Here is a 25252-nt window from a genome sequence, read left to right on the forward strand (position 1 = left end):
GGCAAACGGGGTACTGCTTGCCCTGTCATCGCTCATGTCCGCCGAGGCCTTCGATGGATACGGTTGGCGCATTCCCTTCGTCCTGAGTTTTGTTCTCGTCATTGTCGGTGTTTATATCCGTTTGCGGGTGAGTGAAACGCCAGCATTTGAAGCGCTGCGCAAGACCGGGGTCGTGCAAGTCGGGCATCCCTTGCGCGATGCATTACGCCTGCATTGGCGAACCGTGTTGCGCTGGATGTTGTTTTTTTGTGGGCCGGCGGCCATTTTCTATTTGATCGTGGTGTTTTCGCTCAGCTACGTGACCAAGACTTTGGCGGTCCCGAAACAAACAGGCTTCCTTTTGCTGATGGGCGCGAACATCTGTGCGATCGTCGGGGCGCTTGCCGGGGGCATGTTGAGCGACCGTATCGGACGCCGGAAGGCGCTTGCATTGGGGTCGTGCATGACCTTGTTGATGCTCTTTTTGTACTTTCAGATCCTCGATACAAGGCACTTCTTCCTCATGCTGCTTGCGATGGGATTCTTTCTCGGTTTTACGCAATTCCAGAGCGGCATTCAGCCGGTTGCTTTTGCCGAGGCTTTTCCAACGAATGTGCGGTATTCAGGTTCGGCGCTTGCCTATACGGGGGCGAACTTGATCGCCGGTGGTCCCATGCCCGTGCTGGCGGTCTGGTTGTTTGCGGTCTGCAATGGATCGCCATGGGGTGTGGTGGCGGTTTGCGTCGTGCTGAACGTCATCTCTCTCGTCGCTATTCTTACGGCACCGGAAACCCTGGGCATCGATATGAACCGCGCTGATTCCAAGGTGGCGGTGATGGGTTCCTCCGCGCACGACGCGATCCAGTCCCACTCTCATTGATACGCAGGAAAAAAGATGAAACCTCGGGTATATGTGCTGAATGGTTCGAATCTCAACATGCTTGGAAAGCGCGAGCCGCATTTGTACGGTACGACGACGCTGGCGGAAGTAAAAGCGCGGACCGAGGCGCTTGCGCGCGAACTTGACCTGCAGTGCGACTTTCGACAAACAAATCACGAAGGCGTGATGGTCGACTGGCTGCAGGAAGCGTTTGAAGCCGACGCTGCCGTTATCATCAATCCAGCTGGATTTTCGTTCTCGTCCATTCCGGTGCTGGATGCCGTCAAGCTGATCCGCCGACCCGTGATTGAGGTGCACATTACCAACATCCACCAGCGAGATGAGCCATATCGACATTCCCTTATCTCGCTTGCCGCCCGCGGCGTCATATGCGGACTGGGGACCGACGGCTATTTGCTGGCGATGCGTGCCGTTTCAACCGCTTTGCACGTTTCACGAGGCTGAGGGCGAAGTTTAGTACAGATAGGGGTGGGTTATTCCGTTTGCGTGCCGGATCGTGGTGTGTCACGACGCAAGGCGTGACGCAATATGATCAGATAATGGCCGACCGCATGTGCACGGCCTTTTCTGTTTTGATCCATCGCGCTGAAAGTTACGGTTCGGGAACGTTCCGTGCGATATGAGCGTACCACTTTACACAGTAGCCAGACGTAGGCTGCGTACGCCAGGCTGACGCCTGAGACCGGCGAAGCGCGTTACGCGCTCGCTTCCCTCTAACGGTAGTTGGTGTCGCGAGCATGCAACGCCAACGCCTTTGAAAGGAGTGTCTCCATGTTCATGCACAACAAACGTCTGCAATACACGGTACGGGTTGCAGGCGCAAATCCGGGTTTGGCAAATCTCTTGCTGGAGCAGTTCGGTGGCCCGCAAGGTGAACTTGCGGCGGCGTGCCGTTATTTCACCCAAGCGGTGGGAGAGGACGATCCGGGTCGAAAAGATCTGCTTTTTGATATCGCAACAGAAGAACTCAGCCATCTTGAGATTATCGGCTCGATGGTCGCGATGTTGAATAAAGGCGCAAAAGGCCAGCTTGCCGAGGGCGTGGAAGAAGAAGCGACGCTTTATCGCGCCATGACGGGCGGCGGTAATGATTCACATATCACGTCCTTGCTTTACGGTGGCGGTCCTGCACTTACCAACTCGGCTGGCACACCATGGACAGCGGCGTATGTCGATACGATAGGTGAGCCCACGGCGGATCTCCGCTCGAATATCGCGGCGGAAGCGCGTGCGAAGATTATTTACGAGCGGCTGATCAATGTCACGGATGATGCGGGTGTGAAGGATGCCTTGGGTTTCTTGATGACGCGCGAAATTGCGCATCAGAAGTCCTTCGAAAAAGCCTTGCATTCGATTCAGCCGAATTTCCCGCAAGGAAAGTTGCCCGGCAAACCAGAGTTCACGAGCGTCTACTACAACATGTCATCGGAGGATGACGTGCGGGGTCCATGGAATTCGGGAGGGGATTGGGAGTTCGTGGCGTCGCCGGAGCCGGCGGTGGATGGTGGCAATGGCAAGGCGATGGTAAATGGCGCGCCAAACGACGTTGCCGCGTTGGAAGCGATGGCTGCCCGGACGGCATCCAACCCTAAAGCTGCTCCGATTACCGGGGCGGATCTAGGATCGGGCAAGGCCGTACAGAAATCGCTGTAGTCGCAAGTCATTGAGAAAGGCGTGGGGGGGGCAGTAGGCCCATCTCACGCAATCTTCGCCCCTTGGGTACCGCGTCCTTTTATTGGAGAACAGGAAACAGGATCTGCATGCTTGGCGGCGCCCATCCCGGACGTCCGCATCGCTTGCCGGTCTCCCGTTGCGATGTGATCCACGAACGAGAAAAATAGCAATGCGCATTGCAATGCTTACGCATATCAAACATCCGATACGTCAGCCCTTCGCAGGCGGGCTGGAGTCGTTCACGTATGACATAACATTGGGCTTGCGCCGTCGGGGACATGATGTCACGCTTTTTGCCAGTTCAGGTTCGGCGCCGGAGCTGCATCATGTCGCGATTCTCGACGATGAAAATTACGCCGCATCCGGTATCAGAGGGGCAAGGGAAGCTTTTTTCAAGGAATACCTGGATGAGCATGTCGCGTACATGACATGCATGCAGCGCCTCGACAATCAAAATTTCGACGTCGTATTCAATAATTCGCTCCATTACGTTCCCTTGACGATGGCATCGCTTATAGCAACCCCGATGCTCACCGTTCTGCATACGCCTCCGTTTTTCGAACTCGTAAATGCAATCTCCGGTGTACATCGTAAATCGAGATTGCGGTTTGCAACGGTTTCGAATGCGAATGCACGAAGTTGGGGAAAATGGGTACCACATTGCGATGTCGTCGCGAACGGCATCGATCTTTCAGTGTGGAGGCCCGGCGGTTCATCCACCTATGAGCATGCCATTTGGTTTGGTCGTTTAGTGCCCGACAAAGGTGCCCATCTCGCCATTGACGCCGCGCGCCTTGCCGGCCTTTCCATTGAGATCGTCGGTCAGGCGACAGACGAGGCTTATTTTCAGGCGGAGATTGCACCGCGGCTGAACGATCGGGCCCGCTATATCGGTCACTTGGCGCGAGCCGATCTGATTGAACGTCTTCAGCGCGCGAGCGTGTGTTTCGTGACGCCCTGCTGGGACGAACCATTCGGGCTTGTTGTTGCCGAATCACTGGCATGTGGCACGCCTGTCGCGGCGTTTGCAAGAGGCGCGATACCTGAGCTTTTGACGGCCGATTCGGGCTTCACTGCCCCGCCGGGCGACGTTGCCGGATTAGCCAAGGCGGCCCTGGCGGCGATGTGTCTATCTCGTGCGGATTGTCGTCTCATCGCCGAATCACGTTGGCGGCAAGCGGCCATGTTTGAAAGCTACGAGCGTCTCCTGAGCGCAACCATGCAACAAAGCGCGGTAGTCGATGCGTGAGGTTTCGATTGGCTATTACGCCCATCATCACGGTAGCGGGCACCTAAGACGCGCGATGGCCATCGCGAATTGCATGGACCATCCGGTAACCATTTTCAGCAGCGCGACGCTGCCTGATCACGTAAATAGTCGGATAAGGTCTTGCTTGCTACCACTTGATATCGCTCAGGAAACGCCCGTCGATTTTGCGGCGGTGCCGAGCTTTCACTATGCGCCAACCGGACTACGCGATATCGCAGGGCGGATGAGCGTGTTGGCGAAGTGGTTTCGTGCCGAGTGGCCCTGCTTGCTGGTCGTCGATGTCTCGGTGGAGGTTGCGCTATTTGCGAGACTCTGTTCGGTGCCAACGATTTACATCCGGCAAAACGGTGAGCGTGACGATCTGCCGCATGAATTGGCATATGGTAGCGCCGAGAAACTTGTCGCGCCTCTTCCAAAAGCATTGGCGCTTCGCGACGGGCGCGGGCAATGGGAAGACAAGACGATTTATACGGGCTTCATCTGCCGGTTCGCGAACCCGCCGCGCACGTTACCGTCTCCGGCACGGACGGTGGTTGTGCTTATCGGTCATGGTGGTACCAATTTGACGTTTGAACAGGTTCGCGCTGCCGCTGTCGCAACACCAGATTGGCACTGGTCGGTGCTCGGTCCGCTTGACGTAAGCATTGCGGCGTGTCCTGCCAATGTGTCGATCGAAGGCATCATCGATGATCCGCGTCCTTTTCTGAGCCAGGCCATGATCGTCGTTGGTTCCGCGGGTGATAGCGTGGTCGCTGAAATGGCCGTCTTGCGCTGTCGCTATATTGCGATTCCTGAAGTACGTCCTTTTGATGAGCAGGTCTCGACCGCTTGTGCCTTGATGCGGCTGGGCGTTGCAATTTCCTGCCCGCGATGGCCGGACGCCGGCGATTGGCCCGCATTGCTGCAGCGTGCTTCGCTGCTCGATACGCATCAATGGGACCGACTGGCCTCGCACGATGGCGCAATGAATGCCGCCCGTGCGATACGGATTGCAGCCTCGACCTGGCAGCAAAACTTCACAGGCTCTCGCCATGGTTAGTGTTCTTACATTGGTGCACGGACGGCCCCGCCATCTCGATAATGTATTGGCTGGGCTTGAAAACAGTGCAGTCAAGCCTGACGAGGTGATTGTCGTTCATATGAACGAGAAAGCGCAGCCTCGGAAAAGCCGGTGTTTTCCGATAGTGTCCCTGGAAGTATCTGGTGAGGGCACGTTGCCGCTTGCGGCCGCACGCAATATCGCGGCGTCTTCCGCTACCTATCCAGAACGCATCTTCCTGGATGTCGACTGCATCCCGAACGCGGAACTCGTGGGTCGTTACGTCAAGGCGATGAGAGACGCACCGGGTGCGCTGTACCAAGGAGAGGTGCGTTATTTACCGGCGCATGTCGATGCATCAACTGCCACCGTTGCGCACTTGCAATCTGTTGCGTGCGAGCATCCCCTGCATGCCTTCCGCACGGGCGGTGGCGAGATGCCGTATGCGCTCTTCTGGTCGTTGAATTTCGCTTGCACGAAGACGGTATTTGACAAAATAGGTGGGTTTGACTTGCGATACCGAGGGTATGGCGGTGAGGATACTGATTTCAGTTATCGTGCGCGACAGCAGGGTGTTGCGCTCGTGTCCTCGCCCGCGTTGGCCTTCCATCAATACCATCGCACGTATGACCCACCGCTCAACCATCTTGTCGATATCGTCAATAACGCGGAGGTGTTCCGACGGATATGGGGTGTCTGGCCCATGCGAGGGTGGTTGGACGCCTTTGAAGAGAGAGGGTATATCCGCATGCTTTCAGAGCACGTCGAGCGGATTCGGCTTCCATCGGACCACGAGATCGCAGCGTGTATGAACCAGACGCGAAATGGTTTCTGAGCACGGGAAGATGGCGTTGGCGCACTACCGGCGCAAATGATGCATTCCTCAAATAATCGGCAACACCAACAATCCCGCCAAGGCGCCGCCGCCAAGCAGCCAGAGCGGATGCAGGCGAATCCGGCTGGGCGACAGCAGTGACAGTCCGGCGCAAACGGCGGTAATAACCCAGGCGAACCACGTGGTGTTGGACGCCTCCGAGATCAATAGCGCGCTGGCACCGACTAATCCGGCTGTGACGGGTATCAACGCTTTCTGCGCGATCTTGCGCCATGGCCGATCCTTATACCGGTTCCATGCATGCAGTGTGATCAAGGTCACGATCGACGACGGCCCGAATTTGGCAAGCGACGTGACGAGTACGCCCCACCAGCCCGCGACATGCCAACCCACCAGCGTCACGACCATCATGTTCGGACCCGGGGCGGCCTGTGCCAGTGCGAACAGCGCGCTGAATTCGGCTGCCGACATCCAATGATGTACTTCAACGACTTGCCGCTGCATCTCGGGAAGGATCGTATTACCGCCGCCAAACGCCAGTAACGATAACTGTCCGAAGATCACTGCCAAGGAAATCAAGGTTGCGATCATTTCTCCTCCTCCGCGGCACGTTCGCGCTTCGTAATGATCCAGGTTGCCAACAGGCTGGCCACGCTCAGGACGATCATCGTCGGCAGCAGCGGCAGGCGCAGCAGGGCAATGGCGACAAATCCCGCCGCGGCAATGCTCAGCGCGATCGGCGATGTACGCAACGGCCACAGCACTTTGACGGACATGGCGACGAGCAGACCGGCCGCGGCGGCGGCGAGCCCGGCAAACAGATGGACGACAAGGGGGTTGTCTTGCGTGTGTTCATAGATTACCCCCAACGCAATCACGATCAGCGACGGTCCGGCGATCAGTCCGACAATAGAGGCGAGAGCGCCGCGCAAGCCGCGAAAACGCATCCCGAGTGCTACCGACAGATTAATGACGTTGCCACCGGGCAGGAATTGGCAGAGCCCGAGTAGTTCGGTGAATTCAGAGGCGGACAACCATCGACGTTGCTCCACGACGGTACGGCGAACCAGCGGTAAAGCGCCACCGAACGATGTCAGGCCGAGCCCGAGGAAGCCGAGGAATAATTCACGGGTGGTGGGTGTTGGCCCGCCCTCTACGGCGGAATCAGGCAGGGAATGCGGAGTGGGAGCGGTCATGGTGCCATTTCTATCGGTGTGGTGCTATTGGTCACGCTGGTCCCAAGCGTAACGCGCTCCGCCGCGCAAGCAAAACGATTTCTCGGCAGCACTTTGTGAGTTAAAATCACAAGAATGAATCGACGACTGCCCCCTTTTTCCGCGCTTCGCGCCTTTGAAGCTGCCGCTCGGCACGAAAGCTTTACTGCGGCCGCAACGGAATTGCATGTGACGCACGGTGCAATCAGCCGACAGGTGGCCGCGTTCGAAAGCGCGGTTGGTATCCCGGTGTTTCATCGGCATGGCAAACGGGTGCGCCTGACTGACGCCGGGCGGGAATACCTGATTGCGGTAAAGCGCGCGTTTGACGACATCGCAATCGCGACGGATCGGTTGCGTGATACGGGTGTAGTACACGTTCTTCGGGTGAATGCGCTTCCGACGTTTGCAATGAAATGGCTGCTGCCGCGTTTGTCGCAGTTTCAACGTATGGTCCCGAATGTCGAGTTGCGACTGGCGACGTCGAATACACCGGTCGATGTAATCGATGATTTTGACGTCGCCGTCCGTCGCGGTCCGGCACACTGGCCGAATTGCGCAAGTGGCCATTTTCTGGAAGAGAGTGAGTTGCCGGTCTGTAGCCCCGCCTTGCTCGAACGCATACCCATCCGAAGCCCCGACGATCTGGCAAAGCATGTGCTGCTGCACTCGGATACTCGCCCGGACGCCTGGCTTCATTGGCTCGATGTCGCGGGTGCCAAGACAAAGAGTCGCAAGCGTCAGTCGTTTGACCATTTTTATCTGACGTTGCAAGCCGCGGTGGATGGGCTCGGGGTAGCGTTGGGTCCGCTGCCGTTGATCGACGATGAGCTGGCATCGGGTAGATTGGTGGCGCCCCTTGCGGGCCCGCAACGCGATGCACGTGGCTATTGGTGGGTCGCGCGCCGTGAAGTGGCCGATGCGCCCTTGGTGGTGCAGTTTTGCCGGTGGTTGGAAACACAGGCCCGTCAGCCGGCGGAACCTTGACCTAGGTGCCGCCGCCGGTACAGGATGACGTCAACGACCCGCGATCGAATCCATACCGGTCTTGCGTATCACCGATTGCACGTCCGGCGAGGCAAGATACGCGAGTAACGCATGGGCTTCCACGGGATGCGTCGAATCGATGGGGATCGCTGCCGCGTAGCGGGTCACGGATTGGTCTTTTTCCGGGATACGGCCCACGAAGGTGATGCCTTTGACGGGCAACAGTTCTGCGACTTGCTGGAAGCCCAACTGATATTTACCCTCCGCAACGGCCTCGGCTACCGGAGTGCGGGGAATCATCGTCGATTTGCTGGCGATTTGGCGGTCGATGCCGAGTTTCTTGAACAGGTCGTCCCTCAGATAAACACCGCTGGCACTATCGGAATAGGCGATTGACTTCGCGTGCAACAACGTCGCCTTCAATTTTGGTTCCGTTGAAATATCGGGCGTCGGCTGTCCTTCGCGCACCGCCAGACCGATCCTCGAATCCCCTAATTCCACGCGAGAACCGGGTACGATTTTCCCTTCCTGGATCAATTTGTCCAATGCATAGCCGACCATGATCACGACGTCCGCTGGCTCGTGGCGCGCCAAACGCTTTGGAATGGCTTGTGGTGTGTCCCCCATCGACGGTCCGAGTATCGTGTCGAGCCCGACCCCTGTGTCCTGCGTAAACGCCGGTCCGAGCGCCCTATAGGCTGCGGTGAATCCACCTGAGGTCATTACGTGCAGCGTGGTGACCTCGCGGTTGGCAGCTTGCGGCACGGCGTCACCTTGTGCATGAGCCAAGGTCGCGCCGGTACCGGACAACGCCAATGCACAGATCAAGAGGGGAAATCTTCGCCCGAGCATACGTGGCACGCTGCGGGGTACCTCGCCCCGGCGGGGCGTCGCCGGGGCGCTGCGCGCTGTTTTGGTGCAGATGGAAAGGCGCATTTGCAACATCCCAGTCTCCAATATGGGTTTTTAATAGAACAATGATACGGCAATAGTTGCCTGGTGGGGTGTAGCCTATTTTTTGACGGCGCGATGACAGCGCGCGGTTTGCCAGAGCACTCAGATACTTAGGCAGCTTGTGGGCGATTTACCCACACCCTTGCCAACAGAAATTGTGGATAACTTTGCAGTATGTTTTTCTATTCAAGAAACGGTATATACTGTTTATATTGTTTATTCTATTTACGGGAGCCCCCTGATGATTTCCACCCAAAAACCAGCCGCTACGCTTGGCGATATCGACCCGGCAGGCGCAGCACCGGCGAAGAAGGCTGACGTAAAGAAGCCCGCGGGGAAGAAAGGAGTCCCGGTCACGGCGCAGCGCAAGACGAGCGAGGCAAAACCGGACGCGCCGAAGGCGACCGAAAACGCCCAAAAGAAGGCAACGAAGGTTGTGCACAAGCAGGTAAAGACTTCACCAAAGCCGAAAGCCAAGACTGTAAAGACGGCTAACGCGGAAGTCGCTGTGCCTGATACGTCAGTCGGCGCGCCGGCCAAGGCCAAGCGCGCGAAGAAGGAAAAGGTCGTTCGCGACAGCTTCACGATGCCAAAATCGGAATATGCGATCTTGACGACTTTGAAGCAGCAATGCCTCGATGCCGGTATCGCCGTGAAGAAGAGCGAATTGCTGCGCGCCGGGTTGGCTGCGCTGGCGGCCATGCCGTCCGTGCAATTGGTGGCGGCGGTGAAGGCGTTGGAAACGGTGAAGACGGGCCGTCCGGCGCAAACCGCATCTTGATCCGTCGCGTTGTCCTAGGCTGCGTTGATGCCGGCCGGCACGATCGAATCTGGCGAGCCGGTCAGGGATGGTCAGCGATCAGGCGTCGCGCGGTGCGGTCGACATAGCGTTCGTCATGACCGCTGGGAACGTGTTGGAAGGCGATATGTAAATAGGCGTGCGCCAGCGTAATCCGGGCGTTCGCATTGCCCACACCGTTGCGTGTCCTTGAGTGACAGTGTCGCATCGCGACCTGCATGATGAAGCTGACGGTGACCTTGCCATCGGTGCTCATATGCAGGTCGGCCACCAGGCAGCAGCGGCGATATTCTCGCGACGTTGTGGCGACGAGATATCGAAAGCACGCGGCTTATCATCAGACTTCGCACTGTTCGCGTAGTCGATCACGGGCGCGGCCGCGTATCCAGTTTTGGCAATGGCACCGCCAGCGATGCCTTCCGACACTGCCGACGCCCGACCGCTTCGTCTTTTCAAGAAATGCACGCTTGCTCTTAAGCATTTGTCTCGCGGGGTGGCGATATTAGAAAGAAGCGAAGGAGCGTGTCAACCAGAAGGCTCTGTTACCTATGAAATTGCGGTATATGGGCCTGGTTTCAAGTGGCTGGTCGGCATGCATCCGTTCGAGGCGAAGGCCTTGGTGATGCACGGGACCGTGCGGATCGAAAACGGCGGTGGTACGCAGGGCTACCACGGCGGGGACATCTTTCATCTGACCGAGGAAGCACGGCACCGTGAGTGGTTTGGTGTCAACGGCGTACGCTATCTGGTCGGCCGGAGATCCTGAATCGACTATGTAAATAGTCTCGGCCCTACGGCTACCTGCCTGATATACCACGCGAGCACCATTGGTCACGCGGATTGTTTATTCGAATAATTCTTCAGTGGTCTAGTGCTTTATGGTCGGTTATAAAATGCCCTAGGGGCAAATAGAATGGATGTGACGCAGATACGCGCCATAAACCGTCATACCGTCGTTACGATAACGGTTTACCCTTTGCTGCGAATGTTGTCTGCTGGCATGTGATTGGGGCGAGGGTCGATGAATGAAGGACCGGTCGGTGCCACCGCGCGTGTCGCCGAGACATCCGTCATCGACTATCAAACTGAGGCCATTGATGCAGCCACACGCTATCCATCAATCGTCCGCGCCGGGGCAACGCGCGGACGCATTGTTGTCGTCTGAAGGCTTTACAGCGAAAAGTGGGACGTCCGTTCCGGCGGCAAGGAAAAAGCCGGCGACGCGATTGTCGCCCGGCGATGGCCTCACGGTTAAGACCTTGCTGCGCTTCGCTTTTCTATTGGTCCTGCTCGGTACGCTCGCGATTGGCGCGATGTCGATATGGCAAGTGCGCCGCTTGAATCAGGCGGTCGGCTCGGTCTATGACCAGGGGCATCAGGCAACTCGCTCCGCTGAGGAGTTGCGCGGTGCCGTGCTGGCCGCCAGCCGGTCGCAAAAGATGTTGCTGACTGCCACTACGGCCAATGAGCGCACGCAGCTAGGCGAGGATATCGAAAAATCGCTCGCGGCCATTGCGAAAGAACAGGCGACATTGCAAGGCTATGCAGCGGGTGAGAAGACCTCCGTCGATGAGCAGAAAGCACTGGGCGATGCGGTGGCGGCGTGGCGTGACCATCTGCATACGTTCGTGAAGCTGGTACAGGCACAGTCACTCGACTTGTCGCAAATGAACTGGCAAGTCGGCACGCAGGACGTGGCGTTGTTGCTGGAAACCACGAAAGTGGAAAAACAGGTCAGCGCGATTGTCACGCACCAAGGGGAAATGGCCAAGTCGACGTTGGACACCGCCAACGGCGTGTATCGTTCATCGTATGTCACGTTGATAGTACTGACGATCGCGATGTTGGCGGTCGCGTTCCTGGTCAGCGAATGGGTTGTTAGACGGCTCGCCAGGCAACTGGGCGGTGAACCGGGCTACGCAAAACAGATCGCCAGCCGGATCGCGACCGGCGATCTGTCGGAGTCGGTATATCTCAAAAAGCGCGACGACAGCAGCATGCTGCGGGCGTTGTCGAATATGCAGGCCGAGCTTGTGACCACGGTTTCCGGGATTTCGAGCAGTGCCGAGGCAATCACCGTTGCATCGGGAGAAATCGCGATGGGCAACGCTCATCTCGCCACGCGCACCGAGCAGCAGGCCAGCGCATTGGAGCAGACCGACGCCAGCATGCAACGTCTGACGGACGCCGTTCGACGCAATGCGGAACACGCTCAGCAAGCCAGCGCGCTGGCGGATGAAGCGTCCCAGGTTGCGCAGCGCGGTGGTGATGCCGTGCAGCGCGTGGTCACGACCATGGAACGGATTGCCTCCAGCGCGCAGGATATCGGCAAGATCATCGGGGTGATCGAAGGAATCGCGTTTCAGACGAATATTCTGGCGCTGAACGCCGCGGTGGAAGCGGCGCGGGCCGGTCAGGAAGGGCGCGGTTTCGCCGTGGTGGCGGGCGAGGTCCGCAATCTGGCACAACGTTCGGCGGCCGCGGCCAAGGAAATCAAGACGCTGATCCAGGCATCCACGGCGTCGGTGTCTAGCGGGTCGGCGATTGCCGGCGATGCGGGTGCGACAATGCACCGTATTGTCCAATCGGTCCAAGGGTTTGCGGACATCATGAACGATATGGCGGCGGTGTCTCAAGAACAACGCGCTGGCATCGACGAAGTTCACGACGCGATGCAACGGATGGAAGAAGGTACACAGCAGAATGCGGCACTCGTGGAGCAGGCGGCGGCCGCGGCACAGTCTCTGGATGACCAGGCGAAGTCCCTGAAAGACATGGTTGACCGGTTCCGTCTGACGCGACGCTAGGCACGAACACAGTACGGGGCGCCTTTCAGTCCCGTGCCCACTACATTGCCCCCGTGTCATTCCATTTTGCGCTTTACAATAGACAAAGTTTGAAAGAAAGAGCGCTGTCTTTAGCATGGTCTGCATTGCTTTCCATACGGCGTAACCCAGTCGCTATCGGGGCTTGCGCCGCACACAATCTTAACGTTCCAGGCGGGTACGGGATTTGCTCGTAGTTTAGCCATGAAGCCCGAGCCCTCACATACGCTTGACCGTTTTATGACAGTAACCCGCCGGTTTCCGAGCAAGATGACGATATTGGTCGCAGATGACGAGCCCGCCGTGCGTGATGCGCTCGCGGGCCTGCTCGAGATCGAGGGTTTCAGCGTACTTTGTTGCGAGGATGGCGTGTCGGCGTTGACGTTGATGGCGCAGCAGCGTCCAGATGTGGTTGTAACGGATTTCATGATGCCGCGCATGTCTGGACTGGAGCTGGCCATCGAGATGAAGGCCAGTCGCCTGCTCTACGACGTGCCAATCATTCTTGTCAGTGGCGCGCATGCCACGCTGGCGCAACGCGAGTCCCCGTTGTTTGCCGCGATTCTCGAAAAACCCTATCTGGCCGATACGTTATTGCAACTGATTGACCAGTACTTACTTCCTCGCCCGCATACATCCGGAAGTACTCCGCCGGACCTCGATCCGCCGGCCATTACGCCACCATTGCAGACGGTCCGTACGACGAGTTGACCACGAACCTGCAAGCATGCCGGACCGCGGGAGCGGGATCCGATGCAGGACGGAAGCGCTGCAATAGGCACCGATTCCCGTGCAATGCCGACGATGAAGAACGTGTGACCGTCATCATAACGTCATGAAAATGCCATGACCGTGTCTCATGCGAGTGGCGCAATGCGGGTACTGCCACTCACGCGCATGCCATGGATCCGAAACCGTTCGCGGCATTACTCTTAGGTCCGCAAGTTCGTGTTGATGCCGGCATCGACACCGGTATTACGGCCCGGACCGGCGACCCCGCTCCCGATGCATTCGCGAGGTCGTCTCCGCGTATCCCTTCGCAAGACGAGTCCGAGCAACGGCATGACCCTGTTGGCACCCATCAGGCTGCCGACAGGCACACTGACGGGCCCGGTAAAGAGGGCGAAGATCAGGAGCCGGCGCCGATCCTGTATCGGACCATCTGGCTTTCCGACATCCACTTGGGATCGAGCGGTTGTCAAGCGGACTACCTGCTGGATTTTCTCAAGCATAACGAATCGGAAAATTTGTACCTGGTAGGTGACATCATCGACGGATGGCGTCTCAAAAAGGATGGTATTGGCCGCAGGCGCACAACGACGTAGTGCAGAAGGTGCTGCGCAAGGCACGCAAAGGGACACATGTCATCTACGTTCCAGGCAATCATGACGAGATGGCGCGACAGTTCTGCGATATAGCGTTCGGTGACATTCTGGTGCGGGATGAGGCATTTCATACGACCGCCGATGGCCGACGTCTATGGATCGTCCACGGTGATCTTTTTGATGGGGTGATTCAGCACGCTAAGTGGCTTGCCTATCTGGGAGACAACTTGTACTCCGCGATTCTCGTGCTGAACCGGTGGTTCAACCGCATCCGCAACAAGCTTGGTTTCGGATATTGGTCTCTGTCTCAATATTTGAAACACCAGGTGAAGAACGCCGTAAATTTTATTTCGGCTTTCGAGCAAGTGATGACCGACGAAGCGCGTCGACGGGGCTGTGATGGCGTGGTCTGTGGTCATATTCATAAGGCTGAGATCCGCGACATCGATGGGGTGCTGTATTGCAACGATGGCGATTGGGTGGAAAGTCTGTCCGCGTTGGTGGAGACATTCGAAGGCGAGCTGAAGATCGTCTACTGGACGGTGAAGCACTCGTCTGAAACCACGGTACGCGCCACGTCGGTGCCGGTGTGACCTTTCAACTGATTGCAGGGGATGCTTTGTCAATGAAGATCATGATCGTGACGGACGCGTGGGAGCCTCAAGTCAATGGGGTTGTGCGCACGTTGAAGAACACGACGCGCGAATTGATCGCGCAAGGCCATCAGGTCGAGCTGCTTACGCCACTCGAGTTTCGTACCATCCCGTGCCCGACGTATCCCGAAATTCGCCTGTCACTGTTTCCGAAGCAGCGTCTTGAGACGCGTATCGCCCAATTCGCACCCGATGCGCTGCATATCTCCACCGAAGGGCCGTTGGGAATGGCCGCGCGACGCTACGCGATCAAGCAAGGGCTGCCATTCACCACTGCCTATCACACACGTTTTCCGGAATACGTGCAGGCACGTTTTGGTCTTCCCGTGGGCCTTACCTACCGATTCTTGCGCTGGTTCCATGGTCCATCGCGGGCGGTGATGGCGCCCACGCCGGTGGTGGTCCATGATCTGGAGCACTATGGTTTTCGCAATGTCGTGTTATGGACTCGCGGCGTTGATCTCGATATCTTCCACCCCCAAGATGCGCACGCGCTGAACACGGCGCATCCCATATTTCTGTATGTCGGACGGGTGGCGGTGGAGAAAAACGTCGAGGCATTTTTGAAGCTGGACCTGCCCGGCTCGAAATGGGTGGCAGGTGACGGTCCGGCGTTGGCCGACTTGAAGACCCGCTATCCTGACGTCAATTACCTCGGCGTGTTATCGCAGCCGGATCTGGCCGAGGTGTATGCGAGCGCGGACGTATTCGTTTTCCCCAGTCGCACCGACACGTTCGGATTGGTGTTGCTGGAAGCGTTGGCCAGCGGTACGCCGGTGGCAGCCTACCCGGTCACCGGGCCTATCGATGTGTTGGCCGACGGTCCGGCAGGCGCAATGCGTGAGGATCTACGTGAGGCGTGCCTTGCCGCGGTTCAGATTGATCGCGCCACTGCGCGTGCGTGGGCGGAGCGCTTTTCCTGGGCGGCCGCGTCGGAGCAATTCGCATCACATCTGAAGCCTGTGGTACCCGCTGCGTCGCAAGACGTGCATCAGGCTGCCTGATGCATCCCATGCATCGGATACGGTCGGATGATGACGACAAAGCGGATGCTGTTGGTCCGTCGGACGTGTTGCCCGCGCGGAAACCACGTGCGCCATCGCCCCCGTCAGAAAGTGCGCCGCTGCCGTTTAACCCATATAAGGGTAATCGGGGCGTGACACGGGCTTGGCACGCCATGAAGAACTCGGTGGCCGGAGTAAGGGTGGCGATTCGTGAGGAGAGCGCCTTTCGGCAGGAGCTGACGCTGGCGGCGGTCCTCTTGCCAATGGGGGTGTTTATCCCCGTGGAACCGATTGCGCACGTGCTGCTGATCGGCTCGGTATTGTTGGTGCTGATCGTGGAACTGCTGAACTCGGGCGTCGAGACCGCGATTGATCGCATTTCATTGGAGCATCACGAGCTATCCCGCCGTGCCAAGGATCTTGGTAGCGCTGCCGTGATGTTGGCGCTAGGGCTATGCCTGATGACATGGGGCATTCTCGCGGGTCCCTGGGTCTGGCATTGGTGCCAGGAATGGGGAGGCGACTGGCTGCTGCCCCGCCTCACCGGCTGGCTTTCAACCATCAGGTGAGTATTAGTCGCCGCTGCGGCCGAACTCGTCCCGGCATTGCCTCTGATCGAGCAGATCACGAGAGCAGCGCCTAACGCGGAAATCAAATGGTCGCTACTGAACCGCCGTCGACCCGGTAGTTGCTGCCATTGACAAAGCTGGCGCGCTCGGAGCAAAGGAAGACGATCGCGGCGGCGACCTCCTCGACGCGACCTCTACGCTTCAATTCGATGAAGGGACGCTCCTCGTTGAGGAAGGTCCTCACGGCGTCGTCGAAGGACGTGCCTTTTTCCTTCGCGCGTTTCTGCATCATTGCGTCGGTCATCGGGGTCTGGATGTACGCAGGCGATACCGCATTGACCAGCACGCCGTGCCTTGCGTAGGTCTTCGAGAGGCCTTTCGTCAGGCTCAGGACGGCTGCCTTGGCCGCGCAGTAAGGCAACTCATCGATATATGGTTGCACGGCATCTTCGGAAGCGGTCAGCACGATCCGGCCCCAGCCACTTTCGCGCATACCTTCGATGAACGCTTTGACCAGCCGCACCGCGGCGAAGAAATCGATGTCGAGTGTAGTACGCCATCCTTCTTCGTCGATTTCATGAAACAGGCCGGTGGCGCCGGTCACACCGGCACAGTTGACGAGAATCTGCGGCTGTCCGACCTTGCTCAGAACCGTATCATGCAATGCCTTGACCGATGCAGGCTCCGTCAAATCCGCCGCGACGGCAAATACCTTCGGCTGCGTCGGCGTCTGTTCCTTCGCGAAGCGCCGTAATTTTTCACCCGCCGCTTCTATCGTGTCACGATCCTTGTCACTGACGATGACGGTCGTGCCCTCTTCAAGCAACATTCTTGCCGATTCGAAACCAATGCCGGAGTCGCCGCCGGTAATTAATGCGATGCGTTTGCCGATTCCCAGATCCATGATGTCTCTCCTGTCACCTAGTGGCCGTCATGGCGCGAACTCGCAAGAAGTGGTCCCGGATAGACGTCGGACGGCGGATGTCCATGGGTCACGGCGCACTGGCCCGAAGCATTGCCAACGCGTCACGCTATTCGGCGCGTCCTGGATGGGTATCTAAAAATCAATTGTCGAGGTGAGTGTGATCGTTCGTTCAAGACCGATGCCAAGCTGGCTTGAACCGGCCGATGCCCAGTAATGCTTGTTTGACGCATTGTCGACATTCAGCTGGAACGATGCGTGTTTGCGGAATAACGTTGTCTCATAACGTGCACCGGCCGAAAACAAGGTATAACCGCCGATAAAAGCCTGATTCGCATCATTGATCGGCCGGGAGCTGATGTAGTATGCACCGCCATTCAATGACAGGCCCGGCAAGTGGGGAACCTTGTAATTCAAGAAGGCACTGGCGGTATAGCGTGGTGTGTTTTCCGGGCGCTTGCCGTCTGTTGTTGGATCACTATTGTTCATCAGGCGGGAATTCAGGTACATGCCGCTGAGAACAATCGACAACCTTTGCGTGGCATCGCCCTGGAAGGCAAACTCGACGCCGCGATACCGGCCCATGCCGCTCAAGCCGTAGTAACCCGTGGCATCGGTGCTGGCGGTGGGCTGCCGCAAATTGAAGACGGCCAACGACACCATGGCCTGCGTGGACAAGCGATGTCGCACGCCAAGTTCTTCCTGCCGGCTCACCGCGGCAGGCAGCACCTGATAAGCATTACTGGCCGTGGCTGGTGCGCTGCCGGGTGACTCCAATCCTTCCACGTAACTGCCGTAGATACTGGTCGACGGTGTGACTTTGAAGACGAGACTTGCCGAGGGCGAGGTGCGGTGCACATCCTGCGTGACGGTTCCCGCTTGCGTCTGGTGGTAATCGGAATATCGTGCACCTAGGGTGAAATCCCACTTCGGCGTCAACGCGATGCGATCGAAAAGATAAACGCCTCGCGTACGTACGTGCTGCGCGTAAAACGCCTTTGATCCTGCCGCCGTTAAGGCGGTGATACTTCTCGGGGTGTACAGGTTCTGCGTTGCCGTGTAATAGTAAGTTGTGAAATCGGGCTGGAATAGCCAGTTTTCCTGTACACCGAGCGTGACGTCATGCGCGACCGGCCCTGTATTGAACAGCCCGTTGACCTCCGCGCGCACGTCCTTGTTCTCGTAGAACTGGCCATTCTGCTTGCTGCCCTGCAAAGTGCCTGCGCCGGTATTGACGTTGTATTTCTGCATGATCCACAGCCAGCGGTCACGTTGCGTGATCGACTGTCCAATCGTGAAGTTCGCCGACCAGTTATCCGTGAGGTTGTAATCCGCGCGTAGCAATTGCGCCGTGGAAGTTGCATTCGTTTTTTTGTCGTTCGGCACGAGCAGCGTGGTTGCGCTGGGTAGCCGCGGCAGGGTGATCACGCCATTGACGGCGGCCTGTGGCGTAATGCCCGCCTGTTCGGCGATGCGCTGGTCAATATGTTCCAGATCGTATTTCAATGTCAGGCGGCTGTTGACACGCCAGTCCGCCGCCACGCTGGCAAATCGCCGGTACCCTCTGTCACCCTCAATCGATGATTCGACATGTTCGTCCATCGCGTTGACGCGCAGGCCAAACTGGTTATCGCGACCAAACCGGCGCGAGACGTCCGCCTTGACCCCGGCCGAGCCATGTGAATCCAGTACCGTGCCAACACTGGTCACGGGCGTTTCGCCTGCGCGCTTCATCACCATATTGACGATACCGGCCGGGACGGTAAAGCCGTAATACAGCGCCGAGGCACCCTTGAGGACTTCGACGCGCTCCTTGTCCTCCATCGGCATCCAGATATTGTTATCGATCGGCAGGACGCCATTGAGGAAGTAACTCCCGCGGTTGTCCAGCGTGATGCCGCGTACCGTCAACTGGTCATAGGCAATCCCGCTTAATTGCTGGCGTGCGACTCCGGCAACGTTACGCAGTGCATCGTAAAGGCCCGTTGCCGCTTGTGCTTCAAGTAGATCGCGCGTGACGGTGCTGACTGTCGCTGGAACATCAAGTGCGTCGAGGCCGCGGTACTGCCCGGTTTGTACGATTTTGCCTGCGTAGTTGGCGCCATTGCCGAGAGTGGATGCCTTGACGGAGACGCCGGGAAGGGCTTCGCTATCCTTCGTGGTAGCAGCGTCTTTCCGCGCGCGCGCCGTGTCGGTCGTGTTGATGTTTGCCGTTGTTGCGCTGCTGATCGAGGCGACCTGCGCGTGTGCCGCGTATGCGCCTGTCGACAAGCCGGCGGCGATCAAGCCCTGCATGATCCAATGGGGCGTGGACGAGACAGTCATGGTTCCTTCGTACTTTTTGATGGGATCGCGAACCCGGGCATACCTCTGCCTGGTTTGCACCAGCGATGAACGCGTTAAAAATCATCTCGCCGGAAAATTAGCCGCTGAGCAACGCAAAACAGAGAATAAAAATGCGAACGATTATCGTTTGCGTGGCATATTGATTTAGATACGCATGTCATGTCAAGCAGTGTGTAAAAAATGCGTCGGAAAAATGATATATAAATGAAAACGATTTGTAGGGAAATTGGACGCTTTGTGCCCATCTCCTGTACTGCTAGACGCGTTTGAAGCCATCGCCCGCCAGTGCCGACCGGTGCGTCATGCGGGTCTTCAATGTCAATGGTGACCAGCAGGACTGAGGACAGGAGCAACCCTCCTCATGCTGTACAGCGCCATGGAAATGACGTCTTCATCAATTCATGCCCTAAGCATAACGAATGAAATGCGTATCAGAAAATGTCGTTTCCAGGCCCGCATCTGCCGTTTTCAGGAGGGATAGCGGTTTGTTTATGTCACGTTGATCGTTTGCTTATTCTGCAGGACGTGCCGCGGCACCCTTCACTGCGACGGGTTACGCGAATTGCCTGTTCCGGTCGCGGGCTCCCATGCTACGCTAGCGTTCGATAAAGCCAATCGATGCAAGAAAGCGAATGCGATGGCATTGCGCTAGGCCGCACGACAGTAATAGTGATGCAGGGGGCATGAACGTGACGTTAGAGCAGTTGCGGATTTTTATCGCGGTAGCGGAGCGCGGACACCTGACGCAGGCCGCGGAGACGTTGTCGCTGACGCCTTCAGCGGTCAGCGCCGCACTGCGCAGTCTCGAACATCGCTACGACGTCAAGTTATTCGATCGCATTGGTCGTGGCATTGCCTTGACCGAAAACGGCAAACTCTTCCTGACACATGCGCGTGCCGCTATTCAGAGCGCGGCCCAGGCGGAACAGGTGTTGACGGACCTGTCCGGGTCCGAACGTGGCAGGATTCGGTTGCGAGCCAGCCAGACCATTGCAAGCTATTGGCTGCCGCGACCGTTGGTGCGCTTTCGACAGCGTTTCCCAGGCATCGAGGTGGTGCTCGGCGTGGGTAACACGCAGACTGTCGCGCAAGCCGTCGTTGAAGGCAGCGCGGATGTCGGTCTGGTCGAGGGAGAAATCGACCAACCTTTGCTGGAGCGCGTGCAGTTTGGCGCGGACCAGTTGATCGTCGTGGTGGCCGCCAAGCACCGGTGGGCTCGTGCGCGCAATCTACGCGTGTCGGAACTGATGCAGGGAGAGTGGGTCAGTCGAGAAGTAGGCTCCGGCACCCGGTCCGAGTTCGAAGCTTTTCTCGAAAAACAGGGTGTCGCACCCGCGGCGCTTCCCATCATCATGACGTTTCCATCAAACGAAGCGGTGCTAAGCGCGGTAGCAGACTCTGACTTTGCTGCGGCCGTGTCTACTTTTGCCGCGGCTCCGGCGCTCGCATCGGGCCAGATTGTACGCGTTCCGGTGATCGTGGCGGAGCGGGCGTTCAGCGTGTTGACGCATCGCGAGCGTTTTCGTACGCGTGCCGTTTCGGCGTTGATTGCTGAATTGACCGGCATTCAATGACAAAGCGCCAAGCCCCATGCCCCATCTCTCTGATCGATTCACGCGTCCCCGGCTGAAAATGGATCCTGTCCCAGCGGAAGGGTCTGCCTATTATAAAAAAACTTTGTGACTCGCATTTTATTTTTTCAGTTGTCCTGGTAAATTATTTGAGATATTTATGCATTTTTAAAAATGCTTAAATTAATTAAAGTTCATGCTTTAGCCGGTCGTTATGCTATATGACCTGTCTCCCCTCATGCCACGCGATTGATTCTCGTAAGAAATGTCTAAAGTCCGGGCGTTGCCGGGAATAAAAAAACGACTCTACATAAGGCTAACCATGCGTTCGTTGACGCTGCGCAAGAAACTGCTTCTTCCATTGCTGATTTGCTGCATCGCATTAACGGTGCAGGCCGGTATTAGTGCATTTCAACTACGCGACAGCCAGCTTGCCGCGCGGAAACTCGACCTCGCACATGTCATCGATACGGCTGTCAGCATTTGCACGTTTTATGCGGATCAAGTCAGCAGTGGCAAGTTACCCCAAGATGAGGCCAAGGCACGTGCGATAGCGGCGATTGGCGCCCAGCGCTATGGGGTCAGTGGCTATATAACCAGTGTGACGACCAAGTCGATCGTAATCGACAATCCTTTGAGTCCGAAAATCAATGGCAAGGACATGTCGGGGTTCCAGGACGCGCGTGGTTTGTATCTTTATCAAGCGATTGCCGCTGCCGGTGCAACGCCCGAGGGACATGGCTATATCGAATATTGGTGGCCGAAGCCGGGTGAGAAAGACGCAAGTCCAAAGATGGGCTATGTCGCCCGGTTCGCGCCATGGCAGATGGATTTTATCGCGGGTGAATATTTCGATGACATCAACGCTGATTTTTATAAGGGAATCGCCAAATCAGCGGCGATGCTTGTCGTGCTTGCACTCGTCGTGGGCGTGGTGGCATGGCGTGTGTCGTCGGACGTGTATGGCTCGGTAGGCGGCGAGCCCGCCGTGGCAGCGGCCGCTGCATTGCGTATTGCACAAGGTGATCTGAGTGCGGACATTGTCACCCGAGAGGGTGATGGTACAAGTCTGCTGCTCTCATTAAAAGAGATGCGTGCACAGTTGTCACGCGCAATGGGCGATATCAAGCGCTCGACGGAATCGATCACGATCGCGTCCCGGGAAATTGCTTCGGGAAATCACGATCTATCGGTGAGAACCGAGGAACAGGCGGCCGCGCTTCAGCAGACCACCTCGAACCTCGACGAGCTGGTGAGCACCGTCGATCGCAATACGGAGAACGCGGTACGTGGTGCCGCTTTGGCGAACACCGCCTCCGAGGCAGCCGTGCGTGGCGGTAACGCCGTGGGCGAAGTCGTGACGACGATGCGTGGCATCAGCGAAAGCGCCCAGAAAATCGCCGAGATCACCGGCGTGATCGATGGGATAGCGTTCCAGACCAACATCCTCGCACTGAATGCCGCGGTGGAAGCAGCGCGTGCCGGAGAGAACGGAAAGGGATTTGCCGTCGTGGCGGGGGAGGTACGTTCCTTGGCGCAACGCAGTGCGATTGCGGCAAAGGAAATCAAGACCTTGCTCGACGCGTCTACGGCGCGCATTGAGACGGGGTCGCGAATGATCGAACGTTGTGGCGCGACGATGACCGAGGCTTTGCAATCGGTGGATGCGGTAACGAAGGTCATGGGTGACATTGCGCAGGCGTCGTCGCACCAAACGCAAGGCATCAATGAGATCAGTAAGGCGTTGCGGCAGCTTGATGGCGTGACGCAATCCAACGCTGCATTGGTTGAGGAAGCCGCCGCCGCGGCGCAGTCGCTTGACGATCAGACAGCGCGTTTGAGCGGTGCGGTATCGGTATTCCGTGTGTAATGGGGTGGTCTGTTCAAGCGATGCAACGTGTCTACACCGGCACGTCCCGCATGTAACAGGTTGCCGATAGTCTCGAAACCTTTCTTTCTTTTTATTACCCGGTACATGCTGTGGGATGACGATCATGTATCCACACTGCACGGTTTAGCGCAGAAAAATGCCTTAATCAAAGAGGTCTCCAAATATCACGGTGTGTTCACCGAATATTGGGACAAATGCGGTGGTCCACCCGCTGTACTGAAACTTACACATTGCTACGTACGCGTACAGCTTATTCGGGTTCAATGGTCTCAACCGGAAAGGGCGTGTCGTGGCGCATGGTGCGTTCAGGCTCGCCAACGATCCGGAGCAAATACCGGATCAGTTCCAAGGAGGGCAATGTGAAACGGTGGACCTTGATGATGGCGGCCGGCGTTGTACTGGCAAGTTTGCTGGGAGGATGTATTGTCGTTCCGGCACCGGGGTATTATGGCGGTGGCGGTTATTACCATCACCCGCATTACGACTACTACCGTTGACAGGATGGGCTTTTGAAAAGATAGCGGGCGGAGCAGTGGTGACCTGGATGTTGTCAGGCGAATCATAAAACCACTGCATCGGGATGACATCGCGGTGCTCCGTGCTCATGGGGCGCCGCTTTTTTCATCAAGGAATGGATGACGGATGCTGCCCATGCCACAGATGCCACGTCATGGGAACGGGTGGCGCCCATCGTCGGATGGCATCACGGCGACAACATGCCCATGCAAAGGTGATGGTGCCGTGGTTTATTTGACCGTGAATGTATAGTCGCCCTGCGTACGATGTCCATCGTCGGCAACCGCAACCCAGTGGACTGTATAACTACCTGCCTTCAGTGGCTTTAGCGGTACCGACATCCGGGTGCTTTCTTTCGGATCCACCGTCGACGGACCGGAAGAGACAGCCTGCCCCGCGGCATCGGAGACATCTATCTTGCTGAATCGTGCAGCCAGGCCTTCCGTGTAATTGATGGTAACGGCTGGCGGCGCGCTGTCGACCACGGCATCTTTGGTCGGGATCATGGTTTTCGGATGCGCGTGGGCGAATGCCAGCGGCGCGGCGCTGGCAATCGTAAGGAATAACGCAGTGTTTGTCAGGGTTGCACGAAAGCGGGTCATGGTATGAAAGTCTCGATCAAAAAGGATCAGGCACTGACCATATCCCCGCTGTCGATCGCCTCAGATGAAAGCGGTCAGGGACATGAACAGAGCACGTATTGTAGCGCCTCCATCAGCCAAAACGGCATGCTTTAGCGGAGTGCCGCATCCCGACGTACCCTTGTGCCCTTCTTGTCGAGGGACAATGCGGCCATCAGGCGCAAGATTGCATTCGCAGCCAACCATGCACCGACCATGGCGCTGCTATGGAACGTATGGGTGAGGCGACCATTACATTACCGAGACCGCCTGACTGCCGGCTTGCCAACAGGTGAAAAAGGCCCGTTTACCCGGTTTCGCAATTTTCGCGAGATATACGACAGCGTCGTATGGCAATGACGCGAACGGCTCGACAAAAGCCGGATGCGACTCATTCGTGCGAAATGACATTACGGAATGCAAGGTATCGATATGCCGTGAAGTAATCCAAGCACATGTTTGCAACATGATTACAAAGAAATGACTGCGCAATCTTTCGCTTTGGGATACTCCGGTTTACACGCCAGTACGACAGATAGGCAAGATGATAAGCGGGGTTACAAGATGAGGCCGAAGCACGTACGTCACATGGAATTTCGGGTGCCCTCCTCGAATTTTGGTGGTGATTCGAGATGTCGTGTGGATTGAAGCAATAGCGTCAGCGTGCGGTACTGTCGCGTTGCACGAATGCAAAACCCGTATCTATGGCATTGCCGGTCACCATTGACGCGGAGACGGTGTCCGCCGTTAGTGCGCTGAATCGTCGAAGCAATGTATAGGCGACGCGCTCGCCTATACCGCGCTCATCCACGCGTACCGTTGACCAGGCCGGATAGAGGTGTGCTGCCGCACTCCGATCGCCGAAGGCCCATCACGCCCGAGTCCCAATATCGCGGGTGCCGTCAGAATCTCCATCGTTACGGAGTGCGCATTGAGACGCTGGAGTTCGGCCATCGCGCTGCGGCTGCGGCGCAATTCACGAGGATCATCAACGGAAACGATCCCAAAACGGCGATAGCCCTTTTCGAACAAATGTCGAGCAATAGCGACACCCACCGCCTCATGTGAGAAACCAATGACGGTGTCGATTGGATTGGCGGTCAGGTCCCACATCTCCACAACGGGAATATGCGCTTGTTTCAGGCGTGACACGGTCAGCATAGTGTGGTCGATGCCCGCGAGGACCACGCCCGCCACACGCGCGACATCAATCAACGATACTTGCTCGGTGCCACGGTACAGGTTCGCTTCCGCATGGCCGGTATGTGCGTCGTCCGAGGTCTTGGCACCAGCCGCGGTCGGACGTGATGTCTTGTCTGCGGATCGTAGCGGCTTGCGTCGCGATTTTGTCAGGGGTG

Annotated in this window: 24 protein-coding genes and 1 pseudogene; 17 read left to right on the forward strand and 8 right to left on the reverse strand. The window is 57.4% G+C overall.

Features of this window, described 5'->3' with window-relative positions:
• From WM40_RS20695 to WM40_RS20720, 6 genes are all read left to right on the forward strand, one after another.
• A partial coding sequence (locus tag WM40_RS20695) for an MFS transporter (RefSeq protein ID WP_046153844.1) occupies positions 1–859 on the forward strand: 859 nt, incomplete at its 5' end.
• Positions 860–874: 15 nt separating this feature from the next.
• The gene (locus WM40_RS20700) at positions 875–1324 is read left to right on the forward strand and encodes a type II 3-dehydroquinate dehydratase (protein WP_024904292.1); all 450 of its coding nucleotides are present in this window, start codon (positions 875–877) and stop codon (positions 1322–1324) included.
• Positions 1325–1651: 327 nt separating this feature from the next.
• Positions 1652–2533 carry a manganese catalase family protein gene (locus WM40_RS20705; RefSeq protein ID WP_024904293.1) on the forward strand — a complete coding sequence of 294 codons (882 nt, stop codon included), beginning with the start codon at positions 1652–1654 and terminating at the stop codon, positions 2531–2533.
• 190 nt (positions 2534–2723) lie between these two features.
• Positions 2724–3803 (forward strand): glycosyltransferase, encoded by a 1080-nt coding sequence (locus tag WM40_RS20710; RefSeq protein ID WP_046153845.1) that lies wholly within the window; start codon positions 2724–2726, stop codon positions 3801–3803.
• Between the two features lie 55 nt (positions 3804–3858).
• Positions 3859–4863, forward strand: coding sequence for a glycosyltransferase family protein (locus tag WM40_RS20715; protein WP_236693622.1), 1005 nt, complete (start codon positions 3859–3861; stop codon positions 4861–4863).
• Positions 4856–5698: a glycosyltransferase family 2 protein gene (locus WM40_RS20720; protein ID WP_024904296.1), complete on the forward strand. Its 843-nt coding sequence runs from the start codon at positions 4856–4858 to the stop codon at positions 5696–5698. Before WM40_RS20715 ends, WM40_RS20720 begins: the two co-directional genes overlap by 8 nt.
• 48 nt (positions 5699–5746) lie before the next feature.
• On the opposite strand, the gene WM40_RS20725 is transcribed toward WM40_RS20720, so the two are convergent.
• Both WM40_RS20725 and WM40_RS20730 read right to left on the reverse strand, forming a co-directional pair.
• Positions 5747–6289: a chromate transporter gene (locus tag WM40_RS20725; RefSeq protein ID WP_024904297.1), complete on the reverse strand. Its 543-nt coding sequence runs from the start codon at positions 6287–6289 to the stop codon at positions 5747–5749.
• On the reverse strand, positions 6286–6894 hold the full coding sequence (locus WM40_RS20730) for a chromate transporter (protein ID WP_024904298.1): 609 nt from the start codon (positions 6892–6894) through the stop codon (positions 6286–6288). Before WM40_RS20730 ends, WM40_RS20725 begins: the two co-directional genes overlap by 4 nt.
• 114 nt (positions 6895–7008) lie before the next feature.
• Between WM40_RS20730 and WM40_RS20735 the strand changes: the two genes are divergently transcribed.
• Positions 7009–7899 (forward strand): transcriptional regulator GcvA, encoded by an 891-nt coding sequence (locus WM40_RS20735; protein WP_046153847.1) that lies wholly within the window; start codon positions 7009–7011, stop codon positions 7897–7899.
• A gap of 30 nt (positions 7900–7929) precedes the next feature.
• Here the strand turns inward: WM40_RS20735 and WM40_RS20740 are convergent, their stop codons facing one another.
• On the reverse strand, positions 7930–8751 hold the full coding sequence (locus tag WM40_RS20740; protein ID WP_081765014.1) for a substrate-binding domain-containing protein: 822 nt from the start codon (positions 8749–8751) through the stop codon (positions 7930–7932).
• Between the two features lie 244 nt (positions 8752–8995).
• Here WM40_RS20740 and WM40_RS30935 point away from each other — a divergent pair, with 244 nt between their 5' ends.
• Positions 8996–9634, forward strand: coding sequence for a hypothetical protein (locus WM40_RS30935; RefSeq protein WP_236693623.1), 639 nt, complete (start codon positions 8996–8998; stop codon positions 9632–9634).
• 61 nt (positions 9635–9695) lie between these two features.
• Here WM40_RS30935 and WM40_RS20750 read toward each other — a convergent pair whose 3' ends face one another.
• Positions 9696–9908: a hypothetical protein gene (locus WM40_RS20750; RefSeq protein ID WP_046153848.1), complete on the reverse strand. Its 213-nt coding sequence runs from the start codon at positions 9906–9908 to the stop codon at positions 9696–9698.
• Positions 9909–10244: 336 nt separating this feature from the next.
• On the opposite strand from WM40_RS20750, the gene WM40_RS30300 reads away from it, so the two are divergent.
• From WM40_RS30300 to WM40_RS20780, 6 genes and pseudogenes are all read left to right on the forward strand, one after another.
• Entirely contained in the window at positions 10245–10418 is a 174-nt protein-coding gene (locus WM40_RS30300; protein WP_157685098.1) for a hypothetical protein, read from the forward strand.
• A gap of 331 nt (positions 10419–10749) precedes the next feature.
• The gene (locus WM40_RS20760) at positions 10750–12459 is read left to right on the forward strand and encodes a methyl-accepting chemotaxis protein (protein WP_046153865.1); all 1710 of its coding nucleotides are present in this window, start codon (positions 10750–10752) and stop codon (positions 12457–12459) included.
• A 258-nt stretch (positions 12460–12717) separates the two neighbouring features.
• Entirely contained in the window at positions 12718–13188 is a 471-nt protein-coding gene (locus WM40_RS20765) for a response regulator (protein ID WP_157685878.1), read from the forward strand.
• A 191-nt stretch (positions 13189–13379) separates the two neighbouring features.
• Positions 13380–14395: pseudogene (locus tag WM40_RS20770) on the forward strand (UDP-2,3-diacylglucosamine diphosphatase).
• 32 nt (positions 14396–14427) lie between these two features.
• Positions 14428–15459, forward strand: a complete 1032-nt coding sequence (locus WM40_RS20775; RefSeq protein ID WP_024904306.1) for a glycosyltransferase family 4 protein — start codon at positions 14428–14430, stop codon at positions 15457–15459.
• Positions 15459–16028, forward strand: a complete 570-nt coding sequence (locus WM40_RS20780; protein WP_082103061.1) for a diacylglycerol kinase — start codon at positions 15459–15461, stop codon at positions 16026–16028. Before WM40_RS20775 ends, WM40_RS20780 begins: the two co-directional genes overlap by 1 nt.
• A gap of 82 nt (positions 16029–16110) precedes the next feature.
• Here WM40_RS20780 and WM40_RS20785 read toward each other — a convergent pair whose 3' ends face one another.
• Together WM40_RS20785 and WM40_RS20790 are read right to left on the reverse strand one after the other, a co-directional pair.
• Positions 16111–16932 (reverse strand): SDR family NAD(P)-dependent oxidoreductase, encoded by an 822-nt coding sequence (locus WM40_RS20785; protein ID WP_046153849.1) that lies wholly within the window; start codon positions 16930–16932, stop codon positions 16111–16113.
• 153 nt (positions 16933–17085) lie between these two features.
• Positions 17086–19275, reverse strand: a complete 2190-nt coding sequence (locus tag WM40_RS20790; RefSeq protein ID WP_081765011.1) for a TonB-dependent siderophore receptor — start codon at positions 19273–19275, stop codon at positions 17086–17088.
• Positions 19276–19979: 704 nt separating this feature from the next.
• Here WM40_RS20790 and WM40_RS20800 point away from each other — a divergent pair.
• From WM40_RS20800 to WM40_RS31695, 3 genes are all read left to right on the forward strand, one after another.
• Positions 19980–20870, forward strand: coding sequence for a LysR family transcriptional regulator (locus tag WM40_RS20800; RefSeq protein ID WP_201779155.1), 891 nt, complete (start codon positions 19980–19982; stop codon positions 20868–20870).
• A 319-nt stretch (positions 20871–21189) separates the two neighbouring features.
• Positions 21190–22737 carry a methyl-accepting chemotaxis protein gene (locus tag WM40_RS20805; RefSeq protein ID WP_046153850.1) on the forward strand — a complete coding sequence of 516 codons (1548 nt, stop codon included), beginning with the start codon at positions 21190–21192 and terminating at the stop codon, positions 22735–22737.
• 380 nt (positions 22738–23117) lie between these two features.
• Positions 23118–23255: a hypothetical protein gene (locus tag WM40_RS31695; RefSeq protein WP_186303538.1), complete on the forward strand. Its 138-nt coding sequence runs from the start codon at positions 23118–23120 to the stop codon at positions 23253–23255.
• A gap of 249 nt (positions 23256–23504) precedes the next feature.
• Here the strand turns inward: WM40_RS31695 and copC are convergent, their stop codons facing one another.
• Both copC and WM40_RS20820 read right to left on the reverse strand, forming a co-directional pair.
• Positions 23505–23876 (reverse strand): copper homeostasis periplasmic binding protein CopC, encoded by a 372-nt coding sequence (gene copC, locus WM40_RS20815; RefSeq protein ID WP_024904313.1) that lies wholly within the window; start codon positions 23874–23876, stop codon positions 23505–23507.
• Between the two features lie 810 nt (positions 23877–24686).
• The gene (locus tag WM40_RS20820) at positions 24687–25109 is read right to left on the reverse strand and encodes a type 1 periplasmic-binding domain-containing protein (protein WP_052738432.1); all 423 of its coding nucleotides are present in this window, start codon (positions 25107–25109) and stop codon (positions 24687–24689) included.
• Positions 25110–25252 lie beyond the last annotated feature (143 nt).

The organism is Robbsia andropogonis (genome assembly GCF_000970345.1).
GTDB classification, from domain to species: Bacteria; Pseudomonadota; Gammaproteobacteria; order Burkholderiales; family Burkholderiaceae; genus Robbsia; species Robbsia andropogonis.